Here is a 22,091-nt window from a genome sequence, read left to right as displayed (position 1 = left end):
GCAATATATCGAAGCCTATGTTCGAATTTTTTGAATAAGGCGCGAAAAGCGCTGATGTGGTACGCTATAGCAATCATTAAAAAGAGATTTTACCCGGCAGAGCACTGCCCATTAACGCTATGACAGAACAACAAAAGTTAACCTTCCCGATGCTGATGCAGCAGCTTGATTCGCTGATGCTGCGCGATAAACAGCGGTTTGCGCGCCGCCTGCACGGCGTTAAGAAGGTTAAAAATCCTGATGCACAACAGGCCATTTACCAGGAGATGGCGAAAGAGATTGAACAGGCGGCAGGGAAAGTTGTGCTGCGTGAAGCCGCGCGCCCGGAGATTACCTATCCGGAAAATCTGCCCGTCAGCCAGAAAAAGCAGGACATTCTCAACGCCGTGCGCGACCACCAGGTGGTGATTGTCGCGGGCGAAACCGGGTCGGGGAAAACGACCCAGCTGCCGAAAATCTGCATGGAGCTGGGCCGCGGGGTGAAGGGGCTGATTGGCCACACCCAGCCGCGTCGTCTGGCGGCGCGTACCGTGGCCAACCGTATTGCTGAAGAGCTGCAATCGGAGCCGGGCGGCTGTATCGGTTATAAGGTGCGCTTCAGCGACCATGTGAGCGATAACACCATGGTCAAGCTGATGACCGACGGTATCCTGCTGGCAGAAATCCAGCAGGATCGCCTGCTGATGCAGTATGACACCATCATCATTGATGAGGCGCACGAGCGCAGCCTGAACATCGACTTCCTGCTCGGCTACCTGAAGGAGCTGCTGCCGCGTCGTCCGGATCTGAAAATCATCATCACCTCCGCGACCATTGACCCGGAGCGTTTCTCAAAACACTTCAACAATGCGCCGATTATTGAAGTGTCGGGCCGTACCTATCCGGTGGAAGTGCGCTATCGCCCGATTGTGGAGGCGGCGGACGATACCGAACGCGACCAGCTGCAGGCTATTTTTGACGCCGTAGACGAGCTTGGGAACGAAAGCGCGGGCGACATTCTGATCTTCATGAGCGGCGAGCGCGAGATACGCGATACCGCCGACGCGCTCAGCAAGCGCGACCTGCGCCATACGGAGATCCTGCCGCTCTACGCGCGCCTGTCGAACAGCGAGCAGAACCGCGTGTTCCAGCCCCACGGCGGACGCCGCATCGTGCTGGCGACCAACGTGGCGGAAACCTCGCTGACCGTACCGGGCATTAAATATGTTATCGATCCGGGCACGGCGCGCATCAGCCGCTATAGCTACCGTACCAAGGTCCAGCGTCTGCCGATCGAGCCGGTTTCCCAGGCGTCGGCCAACCAGCGTAAGGGCCGCTGCGGCCGCGTGTCCGAGGGGATCTGCATTCGTCTCTACTCGGAAGACGATTTTCTCTCGCGCCCGGAATTTACCGACCCTGAGATCCTGCGCACCAACCTGGCGTCCGTCATCCTGCAGATGACCGCCCTGGGCCTCGGCGACATCGCCGCCTTCCCGTTTGTGGAAGCGCCGGACAAGCGCAACATTCAGGACGGGGTGCGCCTGCTGGAAGAGCTGGGCGCAATTACCACCAATGAACAGGCGAGCGTGTATAAGCTGACGCCGCTTGGCCGCCAGCTCAGCCAGCTGCCGGTGGATCCGCGCCTGGCGCGCATGGTGCTGGAAGCGCAGAAGCACGGCTGCGTGCGCGAGGCGATGATCGTTACGTCGGCGCTCTCCATTCAGGATCCGCGCGAGCGTCCTATGGACAAGCAGCAGGCGTCGGATGAAAAGCACCGGCGCTTCCACGATAAAGAGTCTGATTTCCTCGCCTTCGTCAACCTGTGGAACTACATCGGCGAGCAGCAGAAGGCGCTCTCGTCTAACCAGTTCCGCCGCCAGTGCCGGATGGATTTCCTTAACTACCTGCGCGTGCGCGAGTGGCAGGATATCTACACCCAGCTGCGCCAGGTGGTGAAGGAGCTGGGGATTCCGGTTAACAGTGAGCCGGCAGAATACCGCGAAATTCATATCGCGCTGCTGACCGGCCTGCTGTCCCATATCGGGATGAAGGACGCGGATAAGCAGGAATATACCGGCGCACGCAACGCGCGCTTCTCCATCTTCCCCGGTTCCGGCCTGTTCAAAAAGCCGCCGAAATGGACCATAGTCGCGGAGCTGGTGGAAACCAGCCGCCTGTGGGGACGCATTGCCGCGCGTATCGATCCGGAGTGGGTTGAGCCGGTGGCGCAGCACCTGCTGAAGCGTTCGTACAGCGAACCGCACTGGGAGCGCGGGCAGGGCGCGGTCATGGCGACGGAAAAAGTGACCGTCTATGGTCTGCCTGTTGTCGCCGCGCGTAAGGTGAACTACAGCCAGATTGACCCGGCGCTGAGCCGCGAGCTGTTTATCCGCCACGCGCTGGTGGAGGGGGACTGGCAGACGCGTCACGCGTTCTTCCGTGAAAACCTGAAGCTGCGCGCCGAGGTGGAAGAGCTGGAGCACAAGTCCCGCCGCCGCGACATTCTGGTGGACGACGAAACGCTGTTTGAGTTCTACGACCAGCGCATCAGCCACGACGTGATTTCGGCGCGCCATTTTGACAGCTGGTGGAAAAAGGCCAGTAAAGAGACGCCGGACCTGCTCAACTTTGAAAAGAGCATGCTGATTAAAGAGGGCGCGGAGTCGGTCAGCAAGCTCGACTACCCGAACTTCTGGCATCAGGGCAACCTCAAGCTGCGCCTGACCTATCAGTTTGAGCCGGGCGCGGACGCGGACGGCGTCACGGTGCATATTCCGCTGCCGCTGCTTAACCAGGTGGAAGAGAGCGGGTTTGAGTGGCAGATCCCCGGCCTGCGCCGCGAGCTGGTGATTGCCCTGATTAAATCCCTGCCCAAGCCGGTGCGGCGCAACTTTGTGCCCGCTCCGAACTACGCTGAAGCGTTTTTAGGCCGCGTCACGCCGCTGGAGCTGCCGCTGCTGGACGCGCTCGAGCGCGAGTTCCGACGCATGACCGGCACCACCATTGACCGCGACGACTGGAACTGGGATCAGGTGCCCGATCACCTGAAAATCAGCTTCCGCGTGGTGGACGATAAAAACAAAAAGCTGCTGGAAGGCCGTTCTCTGACGGAGCTGAAGGAGGCGTTAAAAGGCAAGGTTCAGGAAACGCTATCCGCCGTGGCGGACGACGGCATCGAGCAGAGCGGGCTGCACATCTGGAGCTTCGGCCAATTGCCGGAAAGCTATGAGCAGAAGCGCGGCAACTACAGGGTGAAGGCCTGGCCTGCGCTGGTGGACGAGCGCGACAGCGTGGCGATTAAGCTTTTTGACAATCCGCAGGAGCAGCAGCAGATGATGTGGCGCGGGCTGCGTCGCCTGCTGCTGCTCAACATCCCGTCGCCGATTAAGTATCTGCACGAGAAGCTGCCGAACAAAGCCAAGCTGGGGCTGTACTTTAACCCGTACGGCAAGGTGCTGGATCTGATCGACGACTGTATTTCCTGCGGCGTGGATAAGCTTATCCACGAGGCGGGCGGCCCGGTCTGGACGGAGGAGGGTTTTGCTCGGCTGCATGACAAGGTGCGCGCGGAGCTGAACGATACCGTGGTGGAGATAGCCAAACAGGTTGAGCAGATCCTCACCGCCGTGTTCAACATCAACAAGCGCCTTAAGGGGCGCGTGGATATGACCATGGCGCTGGGGCTGTCGGACGTGAAGGCGCAGATGGCGGGGCTGGTCTATCGCGGCTTTGTCACCGGCAACGGCTTTAAGCGTCTGGCCGATACGCTGCGTTATTTACAGGCGATTGAAAAACGTCTGGAGAAAATGGCGGTGGATCCGCACCGCGACCGCGCGCAGATGCTGAAGGTGGAAAGCGTGCAGCAGGCGTGGCAGCAGTGGCTCAATAAACTGCCTCCGGCGCGCCGCGATGACGAAGACGTGCAGGAAATCCGCTGGATGATCGAGGAGCTGCGCGTGAGCTTCTTTGCTCAACAGCTCGGTACGCCGTATCCGATTTCAGATAAGCGTATTTTGCAGGCAATGGAGCAGATCACCGCTTAAAACCGAGTTTCACCCTCTCCCTGTGGGAAGGGGGACTTTAACCTCCCTCTCCCTGTGGGAGAGGGCCGGGGTGAGGGCAACAGGCCGCACAATTTTCACCCGTTCACCATCGCCAGGGTAAACCCATCCCATCCTTTAACCCCGACCGTTTGCAGCGCGGTGGCGGTTAAGCGCGGATTATCCCCCATCATCTCAATAAAGCGACGTACTCCCTGCACGCGGGCGTCGTCGCTTTGGCCGTTAACCACTTCACCCTCGCGCACAACGTTATCGCCGATAATCACCGTGCCGGGACGAGAGTAGTGCAGCGCCCATTCGAGATAGCCGGGGTTGTTCGGCTTGTCGGCATCAATAAAGATCAGGTCAAACGGCGGGACATCGCCGAAATTTTCCAGAGAGGTCAGCGCAGGTCCTTCGATAAGCCTGATGCGATCGCTGAGACCGGCAAGCTGAATATTCCGGCGCGCCACGTCGGCATGCGTGGAATCGGCCTCAAGCGTAATCAGCTCTCCGTCCGGCGGCAGGGCTCTCGCCATCCAGATAGAGCTGTACGCACCCAGCGTGCCAATCTCAAGAATACGCCGCGCCTGAGTCATGCGTACGAACAGCGCCAGCAGTTGTCCCTGATTGGCGGCAACATCGTGCTCCGGTAGCCCGGCGCGCTTGTTATTTTCAAGAACCTGGTGGAGCACGTCGTCTTCCGGGATAAGAGACGAAATCATGTAATTATCTACTGCCGACCACGGTTGTTGCATAGATTGACTCCTGGTTTTTTCGTCATCTGTTTCTTTCAACTTTGAAACGACAGGATCTGCGAACGTGCCAGGGTGGCTCAGCGCAGTCGCCGTCAACCTGGCTTCCGGCGGTAAATTGCCGCTTTGAATCGCTGAAAGTCCTCAGTCATTCTGAAAGCGTCATTATTATTGCATCAGTATAAAAAAATACAGGAGATTCCTCAGCCCCACAGGCAGAGGAATGCCTCTGCAAGATGTGTCGGCCATTACGGGCAACCTGAAGTAAACGGCATGGGGCCACGCACATAAAACTATAAATCGCAAAAGGGACTCCGATGGAGTCCCTTTTGCGATTAAATAAATTTTTACAGATAAACCAGCGTCATGGTGGTCTGACCATCCAGAGCGGTATCGTCTGTAATAGCCAGCGTTGCGGTATCGCTAATTACCAGATTGGTCACGAAGTTAAATGAAGCTGTTGTGATAGGCATTGGAGTGGTAGTGCCTTTTTCCGCAAAGGTGAGGATACTGAAAGCATCACTACGCGGACCGGAAGCTGCTGTCCATTTGCCATCAGGCCAGTCCAGATTGTGTGCAATTCCGTCAACGGAATTTCCATCGACAGTAGGATCCGTCGTCCACATCGCGTAAGAACCAATTTTAACACCGTTAGTGGTCGTTCCCACACCATAGGTTTTATACTTAGCAGAGGTGCTACCCCCTGTAGTACCCACCGGCACCGTCAATCCGGCATTGCTGTCGCTACGGTTATCGGTAAGGGTGAATCCCACTTTGGTTGGCGCGGAGCAGTGAATGGTCGCAGGAAGTTGTTTTTCACCAATGACGTTGCTTTCTGTTGCGGATAACTCACCCAGGTGAATAGCGCCATAATCAAACACGCCGCCGTTACCCAGTTCAACCGTACAAGAAGAGTTGGTTAACGTACCTGTAACTTTCAGAACAGCGGTTTCAGCTGCGAAAGCCGATGTAATACTTAATGATAAAATAGTGGTAAGAATGATTTTTTTCATCCCTGATAATTCCTTTACATAAATGTGATAATGAGGATGAGATGAATATTCGCGAATTATTTCATCTCTAATGCATAATAATAATATTGTGCCTGTGTGTATATTTAGGGTTTCTGAATTTATTTATTAAAATTAATAAATTGTTTTGTAGGTTGAAATATTTGGCGGGATTATTAGTTGGAAATTTACGTGCTGAAATAACAAAGATATTATAACGTTAACCCCATTGCCATAATAGGGCCTCGATAAAATGTCGCCGATCGCGATACACGATGCTGGCAGTTCCTGGATACGAGTTGTGCAGCACCCGTATCGCCGGGGGCGAAATGTTGGCCCGGCAAGCGTAGCGCCACCGGGCATGTCTTCAGGCATTGATCCAGCCGCCGCCCAGCGCTTTATACAAATCAATCTGCGCCAGCAGCAGGTTATTTTTCACCTGCACCACGTTTGTTTGCACCGAGAACAGCGTGCGCTGTGCGTCCAGCACGTCCAGATAGGACGAGTACCCGTTGCGATAGCGGTTTTGCGCAATGCGCAGCGTCTCCTGCGCCACCTCCTGCTGGGCCAGCAGTTCGGCCAGCTGTTCCTGATAGCGCGTAATGGCGTCAAGGCTGTTGTTCACCTCCGCAAAAGCGTTGCGAACGATTTTCTCGTAGCCGTACAGCGCCTGGTTACGCTGCGACTGGGAAATATCCACCTGCGCGTTCAGCGCCTGGCGGTTCAGCAGCGGGGCGAGAACGCTGCCGCCCACGCTCCAGAGCTGGAGCGGATTGTCCAGCAGCCCTGAAAGGGTGCGATCCTGAACCGATCCGGTTGCCGTCAGGTTGATCGACGGCAGCAGGCTGGCGCGTGACGCGGCAAGCGTCGCATCGGCCGCGACCAGCTGGCGCTCGGCCTGAACGATATCAGGACGTCGGTTAAGCAGCGCCGACGGCAGCTGTGAAGGCAGCCTGAGCGGGGTGAGCGTGCTGAAGCTCTCGCTACGCGCCACCTCGCCCGGGTTGCTGCCCAGCAGCAGGCTAAGCGCGTTTTCCTGCTGCGCAATCTGGTGCTGGAGAAGCGGAACCTGCGCCCGGGTAGCGCGCAGCTCGGAGTCGGACTGCATCAGCTCCAGGCGCGAGCTGTAGCCCGTTTCGAACTGCCGCCTGGCAAGGTTAAAGGCTTCCTCCCGGGACTTCAGGGTGGAGCGGGTAACGCGCAGCTGTTCATCCAGCGACAGCAGGGTGACATACCCGGAGGCCACCGATGACGCAACGGTTAGATCCGCAGCCGCGGCGGCCGCCTTTTGCGCCTCCAGCGACGCTTCGGCGGCGCTGGCGGTGCTGCGGTTTACGCCCCAGATATCAACGTCGTAGCTGGCGGTCAGGCTGCCTTTGTACAACGCGCCGTATACCGGAAGCCCCGTCGCGGCGGACTGCGACCGGGCGCGCGTGCCCGAGAGGCCCGCATCCAGGGAGGGAAACAGGCTGCCGTCGGCAGCGTACACCCGCGCCTGGTATTCGTTAATCCGCTCGCGGGCAATGAGCACGTCGCTGTTGTTCCTGAGCGCCCGCTCCACGTAGCGGTTCAGATTGTTGTCGTGGAAATTCCGCCACCAGAGCTGCTCCGCCGGGCTGTTCGGCCCCGACGCGGCGCGCCACTGCTCAGGAATGTGCAGTGACGATGTGGCTGGCTCAACGTCTACCGACTGGCAACCCGCCAGCATAACCATCATCAGCAGGCCAGCTATCGGGCGAAGCGTCATGGTTTCGCCTCCCGCGTGTCAATGGTCACCTGCACCGACATGCCCGGACGCAGCAGCCGGTAATCCTCCGGTTCGCCGAGCACCTCAATGCGCACCGGAATACGCTGGGCGATTTTGACGAAATTCCCGGTAGCGTTATCCGGGGTAATGGCGCTGAACTCGACGCCCGTTGCCGGGGAAATGCTCTCCACGCGGCCCTGATAGGCTTTGTTGTTGAGCGCATCGACGGTGAATTTAACCGGCTGACCGACGCGCAGCTCCGCAAGCTGCGTCTCCTTAATATTGGCAATAACCCAGTGCTGCGCGGGAACCAGGGTGGTGAGATGGGTTCCGGCGGTCACGTACGCCCCCAGGCGCACCGCGATCTGCCCAAGCTGGCCGTCCCGCGGCGCGACGATGCGGGTATTTTGCAGGTCAATCTGCGCCAGCTCCAGCGCGGCTTTGGCGTTTTCAACATCCGCTTCCAGCGCAGCGCGGTTCACGATTACCGTCTGCAAATCCTGACGCGACATCTCAAGCGTTGCTTTCGCCTGGTCGATGTTGGCGCTGCCCTGCGCGGCACTCGCCAGCGCCGCATCGCGCTCGCGAATGGAGAGGGAGCCGTCCGCGGTCAGTTCCTTAACGCGCTTTAAATCCGCCTGGTTTTTCAGGCTCTGCGCGCGGGCGTTTTTCAGCGCCGCCTCGTTACTGACGATCGCCGCTTCCGCGCTTTTACGCTGTTGCAGGTTGTTATTCAGCGCCGCAACCTTCATTGCCAGCTGCGCTTCGGCCTGATGCACGCGCTGGCGATAGATGCGGTCATCAATTTGCAGCAGCAGCTCGCCTTTTTTAACCTGCGCGAAATCCTGCACGCGTACCTCGGTGATATAGCCATTCACCTGCGGGCTGATAAACGTCGTCTGGCCGCGCACGTAGGCGTTATCGGTAAACTGCACGTGGCGGGTGAACGGCGGCAGCTGCCACGCGTACAGGATCGCCAGTACCCCGACTATACCGATGGCGGCGGCGGTGAAAACGGAAACCACGCGCACGTTTTTGCGGGTGTTAGCCTGCTCTTTGGCGGCGTCCTGCTGACTCATAACTTCTCCTGAAAAATAATCATTGCTTATTGCCAGTGGCGTGCTTAAGGGCCATACGGGCGGTGATGCGCAGGCGCAGCAAGCGCCATAAAATCCAGACCAGCGTGGCAGTAGCAATGCTCGCCGTCAGTAGATAAGTATCGTTGTAAGCCAGAATATTTGCCTCAAGGGCGGTCACCGTCTGAAGCTGGGTAATGGCCTGGGTGCCCAGCAGAGCGCTGTCACCAATCAGGCTTTTGTACATCTGGGTGTAAAGCTGAATACGTTCGTTCACCAGCGGGTTGAGGGTGGTGAGCTGGTCGGCCAGCAGGCTGGAGTGGTACTTTTCGCGCCAGGTCTGGAAGGTGCCGAGAATAGCGGAACCCAGCAGGCCCCCGAGGTTCTGGCTCATGCCGAACATTACCGAGAAGCTGACCAGGTTACGCGGATCGGCAATCACACCGCCGATGGCGGCCAGCATGGCCGGGGCGAGGAAGAAGGCGCTGCCGAAGCCCAGCAGGAACTGGCTGAGGATCAGCTGGTCCGGGCGGGTCAGGTTGTTGGACTGGCTGTCCAGCAGCGAGGCGACAATCATCAGCACCAGGGACGTTATAATCGGCCAGGCCAGCCTGGTGGGCTTAATCGTCAGGCAACTGGTGACGATACCGCAGACGATCCCGGCGAAGATAGCCCACGCCAGATGCGTCATCTGCTCGTTTTGCAGGCCCACGTACTGCAGCCAGCCGATGACGCCGGTGTTCTGTTCCGCCAGCACGATGCGGATCAGCAGCATAATCAGCCCCAGGCGCACGATGCTGCCGCTGGACAGCCAGCGGGTGTTCAGCAGCGGGTTACTGCGGTTATGCTCAAACGTGATGGCGGAGACGATCAGCACCAGCGAGAGCGCCAGCGCCCAGCCGATCCACGGCGCTTCAAACCACCAGTCGAGCCGTCCCAAAGAGAGCACCGCGCAGAGCAGGGCCATTCCGGGGGCCATTAAGAAGAAGGTAATAAAATCTTTTTTCTCAAATACCTTACGGCGGTCGCCGGGGGGCAGCTTCAGGGCTATCACGCAGGCCAGGGAGATCAGCGCCAGACCCAGTTCAAAGAAATAGAGCCCGCGCCACTCGTCCAGCTGTAGTAGCTCGGTCGAAAAAAGGCGCGCCAGAGGGATGGCGAGAGAAGAACCGGTGATGCCGATGGTCAGCGCCTTTAGCCGGTGCTTCGCGGGCCAGGCCTGGATTTGGTAATAAATGCCGAGCGAGCTCAGCGCGGCGGCCACCATCCCGTGCGCGGCGCGGACCATAAGCGCGGAGCTAAGGTCGTTCACGAACAGGTGGAAGAACGTCACCAGCACGTACAGCACCAGAAAACCTTCCGTAAAGGCGCGCAGACCGTACTGCTGGCGGAACTTCACCAGCAGCAGGTTAATGGAGATGTTGGTCATCACGTAGACCGCCGGCAGCCAGGCTATCTCCGTAGACCAGGCGCCAAACGTACCCTGCAAATTTTGCAGGTTGGCGGTGACCAGCGCATTGCCCAGGGCTCCCGTCAGGCACACCAGCAGGCCTACGACGCCATAGGCAATCCGTTTGGGCGTGCTGTGTTCCGGCGTGGAAGGCGAACCCAGCAGGGCGGGTTTCTCATGTGGCTGCCACTCGCGAGGAGCATAAGGGTCGCGTTCGGGCAGGCGCATAACGGGGGTTACCTTTGAAAAATGAATGGTGAGCGGGCTAATGATTCTAAAGCTGACGCAAATAATAATTCAAGTGAATATGATTATGATGAATTTATCAAATTCTGCGGGCGGGGATAATGAAAAGCGGCCCGCAAACGGAGCCGCCTAACGTTTACTGCTTTTCAGGCTGCGCCTGAATGGAAGGGGGGCTCTTCAGGCGGCTGGCAAAGAAAATGGCGATCAGCGAAATCGCGACCGTCACGCCCAGATACCATGCCACCGGCACCCAGTCGCCGTCATATTTCGCCAGCAGGCCGGTGGCAATCAGCGGTGCGGTTCCCCCCGCGAGGGCTGCACCTAGCTGATAGCCCAGCGTGATGCCGGTGTAGCGGACGTTAGCGCTGAAAATCTCCGAACAGAGCGTGCCGAGAACTGCCGTTACCGGCGCCCACAGCACGCCGAAGGCGATAACGGTGGCGAGCACGATGCCCAAAGTGGTGCCGGTATTCAGCAGCATAAACCATGGAACGATAAACAGGCCGAGCACAAAAACGCTGACCGCGTACATGCGCTGGCGTCCGATTTTATCGGAGAGCAGGCCCATCAGGGGGATCATGATGGTCGCTACCAGCGCGCCGAGCGTCACGGCTTCCAGCGCCTGCGACTTCTGATAGGCGAGCGTGGTGGTGGCATAGCTCACGACGAAGGTGGAGAAAATATAAAACGGGGCCGTTTCCACCACCTTCAAACCGGCGGCAATCAGCACTTCCCGCCAGTGTTGTTTTACCGTGTCGCGCAGCGGTGTTTTTGCCACCTGACCGGATTTTTTCACCTTCTGAAAATCTGGCGTTTCGTCGATATCTTTGCGGATCCACAGCCCTAACAAGACCAGCACGGAGCTGAGCAGGAAGGGAATGCGCCAGCCCCAGGAGAGAAAATCTTCTTCGCTGAACAGCGTCATCAGCGAGACGATAAAGGTCGCCATCAGCATACCAATGGTTACGCCCGCCTGTGGAATACTGCCGAAGAAGCCTTTGCGTTTCTCCGGCGCATATTCGTATGCCAGCAGCAGCGCGCCGCCCCATTCACCACCAATACCCATTCCCTGGATAATGCGCATCAGGATGAGCAGGGCGGGCGCCCACATGCCGATCGTGTCGTAGGTAGGCAGCAGACCGATCGTAACGGTTGCACCTCCCATCAGTGAAAGGGTGAGCACCAGCGTTTTTTTACGCCCGATACGATCCCCGATGTGGGCAAAAAGGACACCCCCGACAGGGCGGATAAAGAAGGTCAACGAGAATGAGAGATACGACAGGATCAGTCCTATAACCGGGTCGACCATCGGAAAGAAAATCTTGTTAAATACCAGCGCAGCAGCCGTGCCGTAGAGGAAATAGTCAAACCATTCAATAGAACTTCCCGTAAGACTGGCGATTAAAACCTTTTTATTTTTACGTAAAACCGCAGCTGTACTCTCATGGTGTGTCATCATTCAACGCTCCGCCACATAGATGATAAGGGAGGTGTCACCCGGCGCGCTTCAGGTGCAACCTGTAAGGGTAAAAGGTTGTCAAATTGTTAAGCAACTTAGGGTTGGATGTTGCTTTTGGCAAGCGGGCGCGGGTTCATGCTGGTCAGATCACGGTGAAATAAGCAGCGGCGGGTGCTTCTGCAGTGCAATAACGTGGCACGATCGTTGGTGTGGTCGATAATTAAAAGCATAAAGAAGAGGTGCAACCTGAATGTTTTTGGATGTTTCTTGTTATTTCAAAATAATGACAAAAATGCAGGCTGTAGGGCGTTTCGGCTTTCAGAGTGATCTCCTTTTCAGCCAGGATGCATACGGTACTCTGGTTATTCATGCTGTAAGGAGGTAACGATGACACTGGCACTTTTTCCCTGTCTGCCCGGCTCGACGCTCAACGCCGTCAATACCGTCGGGAAGTGGCTGGCGCAGGATGACTATCAGGCCAGCCAGCCCGCTGATCTGGTGATTCTGGCGGGTAACGCGGTGATCCCCGCGATTGATGCTGCCTGTAAAATCGCGGCTGAACAGCGTGCTCCCCTGATCGTCAGCGGCGGCATCGGGCACTCAACCACTTTCCTGTACGCCGCGATTGCGAAACATCCTCGCTATAACCGGCTGCCCACCACCGGCCGCCCGGAAGCTGCCATCCTGGCCGATATCGCGCGTGAGTTCTGGAACATTCCGGCTGAAAACATTGTTATTGAAGATCAGTCTACCAACTGCGGCGAGAATGCCCGCTTTAGCCGGGAGCTTATCAGGCATCGAGGCCTTAACGACGCGCGGATACTGGTGGTACAGGACCCGACCATGCAGCGGCGCACGATGGCCACCTTTGCCCGCGCTTTCCGTGATGAACCGGTTTCGCCCGCGTGGTTAAGCCACCCAGGCCTCACGCCGGTCCTGAAAAACAGCGACGACGGTCTGGCGTTTGTTGGTTCGGGCGAAGGGCTGTGGCCTGTCGAGCGCTATCTGTCGCTGGTGCTGGGAGAGCTTCCGCGCCTGCGGGACGACGTTAACGGCTACGGCCCGGCGGGGCGCGACTTTATTAATCATGTCGACATCCCGGCAGAGGTAGAGGACGCGTGGCAAACTTTGCGCAATGACGCGATCCTCACCGACGCGCTGGTCAGCCGCTCGCTGCTGTAACGTTCTGCCCGTTTGCGCCATCTTTTACGCAAACGGGCACCTTATGTTGCTGGTTTGTGACTTTTCATGACCGGCTGACCCGATTCTTTTATGAGATATCTCACAAAAACAGCCAGCCAGGGTAGGCAACTGCGCCGGTAATTATAGTTTTTAACAATGCATTCACTTGTTAAAAACAGCGTAATTACAGGAGCAGGTCATGACAGTACCCGTACAACATCCTATGTATATCGATGGACAGTTTGTTGCCTGGCAGGGGGACGCCTGGATTGACGTGATCAATCCCGCCACCGAGGAGGTCATTTCCCGCATTCCAGACGGCGGCGCGGAAGATGCCCGTAAAGCGATTGACGCGGCTGAGCGCGCGCAGGCCGGCTGGGAGGCGCTGCCGGCCATTGAGCGGGCAGGCTGGCTGCGTAAAATCTCCGCCGGGATCCGCGAACGGGCGGATGAAATTGCGGCGCTGATTGTGGCAGAAGGTGGAAAAATCCAGCAGCTGGCGGCGGTGGAAGTTAACTTTACCGCTGACTATATCGATTATATGGCCGAGTGGGCGCGTCGCTATGAAGGCGAAATCATCCAGAGCGACCGCCCGGGCGAGAACATCCTGGTCTTTAAACGCGCGCTGGGCGTTACCACCGGTATCCTGCCGTGGAACTTCCCGTTCTTCCTGATTGCCCGCAAGCTTGCGCCCGCGCTGCTGACCGGCAACACCATCGTGATTAAGCCGAGCGAATTTACCCCGAATAACGCCATTGCGTTCGCCAAAATCGTCGATGAGATTGGCCTGCCGAAAGGCGTGTTTAACCTTGTGCTGGGCCGCGGCGAAACCGTCGGCCAGGAGCTGGCGGGCAATCCTAAAGTGGCGTTGGTCAGCATGACAGGAAGCGTCGGTGCGGGTGAGAAAATCATGGCGGCGGCTGCGAAAAACATCACCAAAGTGGGGCTTGAGCTCGGCGGTAAAGCGCCGGCCATCGTGATGGATGATGCAGATCTGGAGCTGGCCGTTAAGGCCATTGTAGACTCGCGCGTCATAAACTCCGGGCAGGTGTGTAACTGTGCAGAGCGCGTTTACGTGCAGAAGGGAATTTACGACCGCTTTGTCAACCGCCTGGGGGAGGCGATGAAGGCCGTGCAGTTTGGCGATCCGGCTGAACGTACCGATATTGCGATGGGGCCGCTGATTAACGCCGCCGCGCTGGAGCGGGTCGAGCAGAAGGTGGCGCGCGCGGTGCAGGAGGGAGCAAGAGTCGTTCTCGGCGGTGAGGCTGTGCAGGGAAGAGGATATTTTTATCCTCCAACCCTGCTGCTCGACGTGCGCCAGGAGATGGCAATTATGCACGAGGAAACCTTCGGTCCGGTGCTGCCCGTGGCGGTATTTGAAACGCTGGAGGAGGCGCTGAACATGGCTAATGACAGCGACTATGGGTTAACGTCTTCCATATATACCCGGGATCTGAACGTGGCGATGAAGGCCATCAGGGGGCTGAAGTTTGGCGAGACCTACATCAACCGCGAGAACTTTGAAGCGATGCAGGGATTCCACGCGGGCTGGCGCAAGTCCGGCATCGGTGGGGCGGACGGCAAGCACGGTCTGAATGAATACCTGCAAACACAGGTCGTCTACCTGCAGGCGTAAAAAAAGCCGGGCCAGCGCAACCCGCTGACCCGGCATGAATAACGCGTATTTGTTTACAGATAAACCAGCGTCATGGTGTTCTGGCCATCCAGTGCGGTATCGTCGGTGATGGCCAGCGTTGAGGTATCCCGAATCACCAGATTGGTGACGAAGTTAAAGTTCGCTGTCGTGAACGCCATTGGGGTAGTTGTGCCCGTTTCGGCAAACGCGAGGGTATTATACCCATCGCTGCGAGGAATGCCGTTTTTATTCCATTTGGTTGAAGGCCAGTCGTGGTTATTCGCGATACTGTCCGCGGACTTACCGTCTACGCTTACGCCCGTAATCCACATACCGTAATTACCGATTTTCACGTCCTGAGCCGTTTTACCTACGCCATAGGTATAATATTTGGCCGTCTGGTTCAAATTACCTGCGATATCAACCGGCAGTTGAGCATTAGTGTCGCCGCGATTGTCGGTGATAGTGAAACCCATTTTAGTTGGCGCGGTGCAGCTAATGGTCACCGGGATCTTTTTTTCACCGATTTTGTTATTCGCGCCTTCTGATAATTCACCCAGGCGAATATAACCGTAATCAATAACGCCGCCGTTGCCCAGTTCCGCCGTGCAGGACGAGTTGGTTAATGTGCCTGCAACTTTAATAATGGCAGTGTCTGCGGCGAAAGCTGATGAAGTGATAAGGGCGAGGGTTGTGGCCAGAATGACTTTTTTCATCCTTGATTTCCTTTGCTTGATTTTAAAACATGCGGGGCAGATAGGAGAACGCCGCGATGGCGTCCTACCCATCGGCGGGAATAATATTTATTATTCGTTTTTTGGTATATTTATTAAAATTTAATCCACTTTGTAGAAAAAATTAAGTTATGAGAATCCCGAAATTTAAGAAATCTTTTTAATTGGTGGTGTGAATATAACTACGGTAAAAGTACCGGTTCAGGCACTCGCTGAACCGGTATAGGCAACGTCTGTGATTAGAGGTACACCAGCGTCATTGTGGTCTGACCATCCAGCGCGGTATCGTCGGTTAAGGCCAGGGTGGCGGTATCACGAATTGCCAGGCTGGTGACGACGTTAAAGTTAGCCGTCGTGATGGCCATAGGAACGGTTGTGCCTGTTTCAGCAAAAGTAAGGGTCTGGATGCCATCGCTGCGAGAAATTCCGGCTTTTTCCCACTTGGTTGAAACCCAGCCTTGGTTTTGCCCAATATTATCCGCGGCTTGACCGTTTACGGTGGAGCCGCTAATCGACACGCCGTAGTTACCAATCTTAATCCCCTCAGGCGTCAACCCTACGCCGAAGGTGTAATATTTTGCAGTCACGTCCTTATTTTTCGCAATATCAACAGGGACCTGCGCATTGCTGTCGGCGCGGTTATCGGTCATGATGAAGCCGACCTTGGTTGGCGTGGTGCAGGTGATGCTCACAGGAATCTGTTTTTCACCAAGCTTATTATTGGCTGTATCTGATAGTTCGCCGAGGCGAATGTAACCGTAATCAATAACACCGCCGTTACCCAGTTCTGCCGTGCAGGCCGCGTTGGTTAACGTGCCTGTAACTTTAATAATGGCAGTGTCTGCTGCGAAAGCTGATGAAGCAATAAGGGCGATGGTTGTTGCCAGAATGACTTTTTTCATCCTTGATTTCCTTTGCGTGATTGTAATATTTGCGGAGCAGATAAGAGAACGCCTCGATGGCGTCCTTACCCATCGGCGGGAATAATATTTATCATTCGTTTTTTGGTATATTTATTAAAATTTAATCTACTTTTTAGAAAAAATAAAGTTATGCGGATGCGGAAAATGAATGAAGCGTTTTTAATTGGTGGCGTGAATATAATTACGGTGAAAGTACCGGTTCAGCCACGCGCTGAACCAGTATAGTTCAATGTGTAGTTAAAGGTACACCAGCGTCATCGTCGCCTGACCGTCGAGAGGGGTATCGTCGGTAATAGCCAGCGCTGCGGTATCGCGGATCGTCAGGTTAGTAACAAAGTTAAAGTTAGCCGTGGTAATGGCAATCGGCGCCTCGGTTCCGGTTGCCGCAAAGGAGGTGGTCGTAAACGCATCGCTGCGCGGGATCCCGGTTTTATGCCACTTAGACGCTTCCCAGTCGTGGTTGTTGCTCACCGGATCTACCGTATTGCCATCCGCCGTAACATCCGTCATCCACATGCCGTAGTTACCAATTTTAACGCCTTCGGTCGTGGTGCCCACGCCGTAGGTATAATATTTAGCAGACTGGTTCTGGTTACCACCAATATCCAGCGGAAGCTGCGCATTGCTGTCGGCGCGGTTATCAAGAATGGTAAAGCCCACTTTGGTTGGCGCCGTACAGGTAATGGTTACCGGAACCTGCTTCATGCCAATTTTGTTATTTTCCGTTGCGGATAAATCACCGAGACGAATGAAACCGTAATCGATAACCCCCCCATTGCCAATGGAAGGCGAACAGGCAGCATTCGTCAGGGTGCCGTGTACTTTTAATACCGCGGTTGGTTCTGCGAAAGCTGAGGCGCTGGCCAGCGCGATTAATGAAGCTAAAATAACTTTTTTCATTGTTGTTCCTTAACAATATAAAGATGGGCGTTTAACGTGACAGGCGTAATTGCATGTCTTGCAATTATATTATTGGGATGGCTTATAAAATTAAAGCAACTATATTTAAAAGCTGATTTTAGAAGTTCTAATGATAATTAACGGTGAATACAAAACTTAAGTGAATAATATTAGCCGAGAAAATTAATGACAGCGTAAAAGCCATTTCTGCGTGTCGCGTTGGGCGGACAGCAGCGCACTTAGTTACGGCAATGACCCTTCAATGCATATGTAACTGGCAGCTGAAGAGGCGCATGCGAGGGGACCGACCGGGTAAACATACAGAAAAGTTAATGAATTTTTAAGGAAAGGAGATTATGTTGGCGCGGTAACTGTGTTTAATCGGGAAAGTACATGCGCACAAAATATACAAGCCTGCAAATCGGCATTCACTGGCTGGTGTTTCTGCTGGTCATCGTCGCCTACTGCGCCATGGAGTTCAGGGGATTCTTCCCGCGCACCGCGCGTCCGACGATCAATATGATCCATGTCTCCTGCGGCATCAGTATCCTGGTGCTGATGGTGGCGCGTCTGCTGGTTCGCCTCAGGTTCCCCGCGCCACCGATTCAACCGAAGCCAAAAGCAATGGTCACGGGACTGTCTCACCTGGGGCATCTGGTGATTTATCTGCTGTTTATTGCGCTGCCGTTGATTGGCCTTGTGATGATGTACAGCCGCGGTAATGACTGGTTTGCCTTCGGCATGGTGATGCCGCATGCGGCGGAGTCAAATTTTGACCTGGTGGATGCGCTCAAGGCGTGGCACGTCACGCTGGCGAATCTGGGCTATTTCGTGATTGGCCTGCACGCGTTTGCCGCGCTGCTGCATCACTATTTCTGGAAGGATAATACTCTTCTGCGCATGATGCCGAAAAAGCGCCAGTAAATGAAATGCCCTGCAAACCGCAGGGCATTTTTTTGCTAGTTACTGAAGCTGCGCAATCTCCTGCGCGGTTAATTCCAGCGCCTGCGTTGAGCCGGTTTCAGAAGATTTAACCGCCGCTTCCAGCACCGCCATCACCGCCAGCGCATCTACCGGGCGCACCGGATTTTCGATTTCTCCGCTCAGCGCATCGCGCACGTTAATGTAGTACTGACGCTGATCGCCGTCGGGCGTGCGCAGGGTACTGGCTTCACCCTGAGCGTTAAACAGCACCATATCGTCGCTGTCCTTGCCCCAGCTTTCGCTTCCCGGGATAACGCCCGCCAGCAGCTGCGCTTCTTGCTGATCGATACGCGCCTTCACCACGCTGGCTTTGTCACCGTGTACGGTAAAGCGCGAAACGCCGCCGGCCACCAGCATGCTGCAATGAAGCACCACCCTGTGTTCCGGGTAATTGAGCACCACGTGCGCCCAGTCGTTAATTTCCGCGCCGTCGCGCAGGGTGGCGATATTGCCCTGTACGGACTGCGGCAGACCAAACAGCTGCAGCGCCTGGTCAATCATGTGCGGGCCTAAATCGAACCACAGGCCGCTGCCGGGAACGTTTTGCTCTCTCCAGCGGACGCGAACCTCCGGGCGGAAGCGGTCAATGTGTGACTCAAAGTGTTTAACCCTGCCGATGCTGCCTTGCTCAATAACCTGCTTAATGCCGAGAAAGTCGGTGTCCCAGCGGCGGTTATGGAAAACGGAGAGCAGCAGCCGTTTTTCGTCCGCAAGCGCGATCAGGTCCCGCGCTTCCTGCATGTCGAGGGTGAAAGGCTTATCCACGACCACGTGTTTACCGGCGTTCAGGGCAAGCGTCGCCAGCGGGGCGTGGGTGGCGTTAGGGGAGGCAATCACCACCAGATCGACATCAGGATGCTGAATCGCCTCCTCTGGCGTAGCCACCACCTGCACGTCCGGAAGATCGCGTTTTACCTTCTCCTCATCGCGGGAAGAAACCACCGCCAGCTTAAGCCCGTCGACGGACTGGATCAGCGGGGCGTGAAAGGTTTTACCGACAAACCCATAGCCGATCAGCGCAATATTTACTGTCTTCACTTTACTCATGACCTTCTCCACGTTAATGCGCGCAAACGGTGACCTGCACTGCGCTATGGTCCCCAAGCTCGGCCCAGGGACGATCTAAAAACAGCTGATGTATGTTGGATAACCCCGACACCAGATACGGTTCGCACTGGTTGAGCTTCAGATGGTCGGCGACGATCCAGTGCCTCTGGCTTGCGGCCAGCATGGCGCGCTTCACCTCCGCATCCGCTTCCTGGCTGGCGCTCAGGCCCAGCTCCGCATCAATGGCGCATGCGCCAAGAATGGCAATATCAGCCCGATAGCGCGAGAGCAGGGAGAGGGTGGCGCTGCCGGCGAACAGGCGCTGCTTCCTGTCCCACCTGCCGCCGAGGAGGATCAGTTCGATATCCTCCCGGTCGCTGACGTGATGGGCGATATCCAGCGAGGTAGTAATGACGGTCAACGGCCCCTTAAGAAAAGAAGCAACGGCCAGCACCGTGCTTCCCGCATCCAGAAAAAGCGTTGAACCCGCCGGTACGCTTTCCGCGACGCGTTTACCGAGCCGCTGCTTGGTTTCAGGCAGCAGGGTATTTCTGCTCTGGCGGGTCATCGTTGAGAGATTCAGCGCGATGGCGCCGCCGTGATTTTTTTGCGCCAGCCCCTGGTTTTCCAGGTCAGTCAGGTCGCGGCGGATGGTGTCGGCAGAAACCTGCAACTTTTCGGCAAGCTCGGTAATGCTTGCCTGGCCTCGTTCACTAAGGAGATCAAGCACGTATTTTTGACGGGCGGTTTTATGCATAGCGCGGCGAATCCTGCAAAATGTCGCAATAAATCGCATAATACAGCATCTTGGCGGAAAAGGAATGGGCGAGAGGCTGATGTTAAGCAAAGCAGTTCAATGGCGTTATTATTGATAATGCATTAATAAGCCTTAAAAAACATGTTTTTAACCCTTACGCTTGTTGTTATCGACATGTTTTATCTGAAAATTTGGTTTAAGTAACCAGGGTGGGCGGTAAATATGGAGTATTGATTTGATTGCAAATGGATTTGTAGGCTAATTATCTAGCCAATCATGTATTTGTGGTTAAATAATCTAAATATATCCTCCTCATTACCTAAACTGACACTTCTTTGAAAATCTTTGTGTCTGAACCGGCATGAAATTAACCCAAAAATGTACAGGCGACACTTTAGGAATTTTCCTTAAATTACAGCATGTTTATATGTTTCATCTGAAAGGCGTCTTATAGCCATTTGTCCAGAAACCCCATCTTTTTTCTTACTTGTAACACCGCGTTAACATTGCGGGTGTGGTTGCTCATATCACATTTTGTTATGCTGCGAATCAATAAATAATTAAGTAAATTCTTAATTGTAATAAGACGCAGAACGGCTCTCATCTCAATTTGAAATGGGTGCGGGCCTCTATTACCTAAAAATTTTCGAGAAGGAGCGAGAAGATATTTGTCGAATTATCTGTACCTCTTCTTGGGTAATTATTTAGCCACCACCTGGATTCGGGGGAGATATTATGACGATGATGCGCAATAACAGGTTACTCAGATTATCCCTCTCCCTGGTCGTAATATCGCTGACCGCGACGGCGGCAAATGCAAATAGCGCTCAGGGAGGTATTGCTCCCGTTGCGGCAACCACGCTGAAGGAAAGTATTCTTTTCGCGCTCGATCGCGATCCGTCGGTAAGTCAGCAGGCCGCGCAGCTGGGAATTGGTCAGGCACAAATAGACGAAGCGCGCAGCGGCTGGATGCCACAAATATCCCTGAACGGAAGCACGGGCCATAGCCAGACTACCGATTCAAGCGGCTCGCTGCGCAATTCCGCCGCCTGGGGGCTGAGCCTGACGCAGCTGGTGTACGATTTTGGCAAGACCAACAACAGCATCAGCCGGTCTTCAGCGCAGCGTGACGGCTATCGCTACCAGCTGATGGGCACGCTCTCTGAGGTGGCGGAAAAAACGGCCCTCAGCTATGTGGAGGTCAAACGCTACAGCGATCTGCTGCAGGCGGCGAAAGAGAACGTGCAGGCGCTCAAAAACGTGGAACAGCTGGCGAAGCTGCGCGCCGACGCAGGCGTAAGCTCCACCTCTGACGAGCTTCAGACCCGCACGCGCATTGCCGGGATGCAGGCGACGGTAGAGCAGTACAACGCGTCCCTGAACAGCGCCCGCGCGAGACTGGCGGTGTTAACCGGCATTGAGGCTGAACGCTATTCTCCGGTGCCGGGAAGCCTGGCGGTGGAGCCCGGCGCGCTCAATCGTATTGATTATTCACTGATTCCGGCGGTGATGGCCGCGCAGAACATGGAGCGTTCAGCCCAGTACGGCGTTGAAACCGCAAAGTCGCAGCACTGGCCAACCCTGAGCCTGAAGGGGGGCCGAACCCGGTATGAGTCCGATAATCGCGCCTACTGGGACGACCAGATCCAGCTCAACATTGACGCACCGCTTTATCAGGGCGGCGCGGTCTCGGCACGCGTGCGCCAGGCTGAAGGGGCACGGGCGATGGCATCGTCTCAGGTCGATCAGGCCCGTTTCGATGTGCTGCAAAAAGCCTCCGTTGCGCAGGCCGACTGGACCGGCGCTCGGGGGCGAATGGAGGCCGGAAAACGGCAGCTGGAAAATGCGCTGCGCGCCCGGGATGTCTATAAAAACGAATATACCCTGAGCAAGCGCAGCATTAACGATTTGCTCAGCGTGGAGCAGGACGTGTGGCAGGCCACCTCCGCCAAAATAATTGCTGAATATGACGGCTGGAGCGCGGCAATTAATTACGCCGCAGCCGTTGATAACCTGATGCCGCTTATCGGAATAGAGAAGAACGCTGCCGCAAAATTACCCGATTTGAGTTAATAAAAAACGCGCCTTCCTGCGCAAATTAGGTCTGATAAAAAATGGGTGTTTTTTCCCAGGGATAGCTACATCCATCTGGTGGACATATCC

General features: G+C 55.7%; 16 protein-coding genes. 5 read left to right on the top strand and 11 right to left on the bottom strand.

The window, feature by feature from the left end; genetic code table 11:
• Nucleotides 1-119: 119 nt before the first annotated feature.
• Nucleotides 120-4,022, top strand: coding sequence for an ATP-dependent RNA helicase HrpA (gene hrpA / locus OWK27_RS01185; protein WP_267589617.1), 3,903 nt, complete (start codon nucleotides 120-122; stop codon nucleotides 4,020-4,022).
• 95 nt (nucleotides 4,023-4,117) lie between these two features.
• Here the strand turns inward: hrpA and OWK27_RS01180 are convergent, their stop codons facing one another.
• The 6 genes from OWK27_RS01180 to OWK27_RS01155 form a co-directional block, all read right to left on the bottom strand.
• Complete coding sequence (locus OWK27_RS01180) at nucleotides 4,118-4,777, bottom strand: O-methyltransferase (protein WP_148419467.1); 660 nt, start codon at nucleotides 4,775-4,777, stop codon at nucleotides 4,118-4,120.
• Between the two features lie 344 nt (nucleotides 4,778-5,121).
• Nucleotides 5,122-5,787, bottom strand: a complete 666-nt coding sequence (locus OWK27_RS01175) for a DUF1120 domain-containing protein (protein ID WP_267589616.1) — start codon at nucleotides 5,785-5,787, stop codon at nucleotides 5,122-5,124.
• Between the two features lie 364 nt (nucleotides 5,788-6,151).
• Complete coding sequence (locus OWK27_RS01170; protein ID WP_267589615.1) at nucleotides 6,152-7,531, bottom strand: efflux transporter outer membrane subunit; 1,380 nt, start codon at nucleotides 7,529-7,531, stop codon at nucleotides 6,152-6,154.
• Nucleotides 7,528-8,610 (bottom strand): HlyD family secretion protein, encoded by a 1,083-nt coding sequence (locus OWK27_RS01165; RefSeq protein ID WP_267589614.1) that lies wholly within the window; start codon nucleotides 8,608-8,610, stop codon nucleotides 7,528-7,530. The genes OWK27_RS01170 and OWK27_RS01165 overlap by 4 nt, the downstream gene beginning before the upstream one ends.
• A 19-nt stretch (nucleotides 8,611-8,629) precedes the next feature.
• Nucleotides 8,630-10,285 (bottom strand): MFS transporter, encoded by a 1,656-nt coding sequence (locus OWK27_RS01160; RefSeq protein ID WP_148419470.1) that lies wholly within the window; start codon nucleotides 10,283-10,285, stop codon nucleotides 8,630-8,632.
• Between the two features lie 154 nt (nucleotides 10,286-10,439).
• Complete coding sequence (locus OWK27_RS01155; protein ID WP_420712924.1) at nucleotides 10,440-11,762, bottom strand: MFS transporter; 1,323 nt, start codon at nucleotides 11,760-11,762, stop codon at nucleotides 10,440-10,442.
• Nucleotides 11,763-12,149: 387 nt separating this feature from the next.
• Between OWK27_RS01155 and OWK27_RS01150 the strand changes: the two genes are divergently transcribed.
• The gene (locus tag OWK27_RS01150; protein ID WP_267589613.1) at nucleotides 12,150-12,944 is read left to right on the top strand and encodes a YdcF family protein; all 795 of its coding nucleotides are present in this window, start codon (nucleotides 12,150-12,152) and stop codon (nucleotides 12,942-12,944) included.
• 199 nt (nucleotides 12,945-13,143) lie between these two features.
• Entirely contained in the window at nucleotides 13,144-14,583 is a 1,440-nt protein-coding gene (gene aldA / locus OWK27_RS01145) for an aldehyde dehydrogenase (protein WP_242172879.1), read from the top strand.
• Nucleotides 14,584-14,636: 53 nt separating this feature from the next.
• Here the strand turns inward: aldA and OWK27_RS01140 are convergent, their stop codons facing one another.
• From OWK27_RS01140 to OWK27_RS01130, 3 genes are all read right to left on the bottom strand, one after another.
• Nucleotides 14,637-15,299 carry a DUF1120 domain-containing protein gene (locus tag OWK27_RS01140; RefSeq protein WP_252003669.1) on the bottom strand — a complete coding sequence of 221 codons (663 nt, stop codon included), beginning with the start codon at nucleotides 15,297-15,299 and terminating at the stop codon, nucleotides 14,637-14,639.
• Between the two features lie 257 nt (nucleotides 15,300-15,556).
• Complete coding sequence (locus tag OWK27_RS01135; RefSeq protein ID WP_267589612.1) at nucleotides 15,557-16,219, bottom strand: DUF1120 domain-containing protein; 663 nt, start codon at nucleotides 16,217-16,219, stop codon at nucleotides 15,557-15,559.
• A gap of 258 nt (nucleotides 16,220-16,477) precedes the next feature.
• A complete protein-coding gene (locus OWK27_RS01130) occupies nucleotides 16,478-17,140 on the bottom strand; it encodes a DUF1120 domain-containing protein (protein WP_176610380.1) in 663 nt (220 codons plus the stop codon).
• Between the two features lie 393 nt (nucleotides 17,141-17,533).
• On the opposite strand from OWK27_RS01130, the gene cybB reads away from it, so the two are divergent.
• Nucleotides 17,534-18,064, top strand: coding sequence for a cytochrome b561 (gene cybB, locus OWK27_RS01125; RefSeq protein WP_267589611.1), 531 nt, complete (start codon nucleotides 17,534-17,536; stop codon nucleotides 18,062-18,064).
• A 39-nt stretch (nucleotides 18,065-18,103) separates the two neighbouring features.
• On the opposite strand, the gene OWK27_RS01120 is transcribed toward cybB, so the two are convergent.
• Nucleotides 18,104-19,171 carry an oxidoreductase gene (locus OWK27_RS01120; protein WP_267589610.1) on the bottom strand — a complete coding sequence of 356 codons (1,068 nt, stop codon included), beginning with the start codon at nucleotides 19,169-19,171 and terminating at the stop codon, nucleotides 18,104-18,106.
• A 13-nt stretch (nucleotides 19,172-19,184) separates the two neighbouring features.
• Nucleotides 19,185-19,928, bottom strand: a complete 744-nt coding sequence (locus OWK27_RS01115) for a DeoR/GlpR family DNA-binding transcription regulator (RefSeq protein ID WP_176610377.1) — start codon at nucleotides 19,926-19,928, stop codon at nucleotides 19,185-19,187.
• Nucleotides 19,929-20,663: 735 nt separating this feature from the next.
• Here OWK27_RS01115 and OWK27_RS01110 point away from each other — a divergent pair.
• On the top strand, nucleotides 20,664-22,001 hold the full coding sequence (locus OWK27_RS01110) for a TolC family outer membrane protein (RefSeq protein ID WP_193356473.1): 1,338 nt from the start codon (nucleotides 20,664-20,666) through the stop codon (nucleotides 21,999-22,001).
• The last annotated feature ends 90 nt before the right edge of the window (nucleotides 22,002-22,091 follow it).

Source organism: Enterobacter cloacae complex sp. 2022EL-00788 (assembly GCF_026627565.1).
Classification (GTDB): domain Bacteria; phylum Pseudomonadota; class Gammaproteobacteria; order Enterobacterales; family Enterobacteriaceae; genus Enterobacter; species Enterobacter pasteurii.
The sequence above is the reverse complement of the archived record's forward strand: the minus strand, read 5'-3'. Positions and strand labels throughout refer to the sequence as shown.

Coding starts and splice junctions, on each gene's coding strand:
- OWK27_RS01140 (WP_252003669.1), bottom strand. CDS start 15,299: ATGAAAAAAGTCATTCTGGCCACAACCCTCGCCCTTATCACTTCATCA.
- OWK27_RS01170 (WP_267589615.1), bottom strand. CDS start 7,531: ATGACGCTTCGCCCGATAGCTGGCCTGCTGATGATGGTTATGCTGGCG.
- OWK27_RS01120 (WP_267589610.1), bottom strand. CDS start 19,171: ATGAGTAAAGTGAAGACAGTAAATATTGCGCTGATCGGCTATGGGTTT.
- hrpA (WP_267589617.1), top strand. CDS start 120: ATGACAGAACAACAAAAGTTAACCTTCCCGATGCTGATGCAGCAGCTT.
- OWK27_RS01165 (WP_267589614.1), bottom strand. CDS start 8,610: ATGAGTCAGCAGGACGCCGCCAAAGAGCAGGCTAACACCCGCAAAAAC.
- OWK27_RS01175 (WP_267589616.1), bottom strand. CDS start 5,787: ATGAAAAAAATCATTCTTACCACTATTTTATCATTAAGTATTACATCG.
- OWK27_RS01135 (WP_267589612.1), bottom strand. CDS start 16,219: ATGAAAAAAGTCATTCTGGCAACAACCATCGCCCTTATTGCTTCATCA.
- OWK27_RS01110 (WP_193356473.1), top strand. CDS start 20,664: ATGACGATGATGCGCAATAACAGGTTACTCAGATTATCCCTCTCCCTG.
- cybB (WP_267589611.1), top strand. CDS start 17,534: ATGCGCACAAAATATACAAGCCTGCAAATCGGCATTCACTGGCTGGTG.
- OWK27_RS01180 (WP_148419467.1), bottom strand. CDS start 4,777: ATGCAACAACCGTGGTCGGCAGTAGATAATTACATGATTTCGTCTCTT.
- OWK27_RS01130 (WP_176610380.1), bottom strand. CDS start 17,140: ATGAAAAAAGTTATTTTAGCTTCATTAATCGCGCTGGCCAGCGCCTCA.
- OWK27_RS01115 (WP_176610377.1), bottom strand. CDS start 19,928: ATGCATAAAACCGCCCGTCAAAAATACGTGCTTGATCTCCTTAGTGAA.
- OWK27_RS01150 (WP_267589613.1), top strand. CDS start 12,150: ATGACACTGGCACTTTTTCCCTGTCTGCCCGGCTCGACGCTCAACGCC.
- OWK27_RS01160 (WP_148419470.1), bottom strand. CDS start 10,285: ATGCGCCTGCCCGAACGCGACCCTTATGCTCCTCGCGAGTGGCAGCCA.
- aldA (WP_242172879.1), top strand. CDS start 13,144: ATGACAGTACCCGTACAACATCCTATGTATATCGATGGACAGTTTGTT.
- OWK27_RS01155 (WP_420712924.1), bottom strand. CDS start 11,762: ATGATGACACACCATGAGAGTACAGCTGCGGTTTTACGTAAAAATAAA.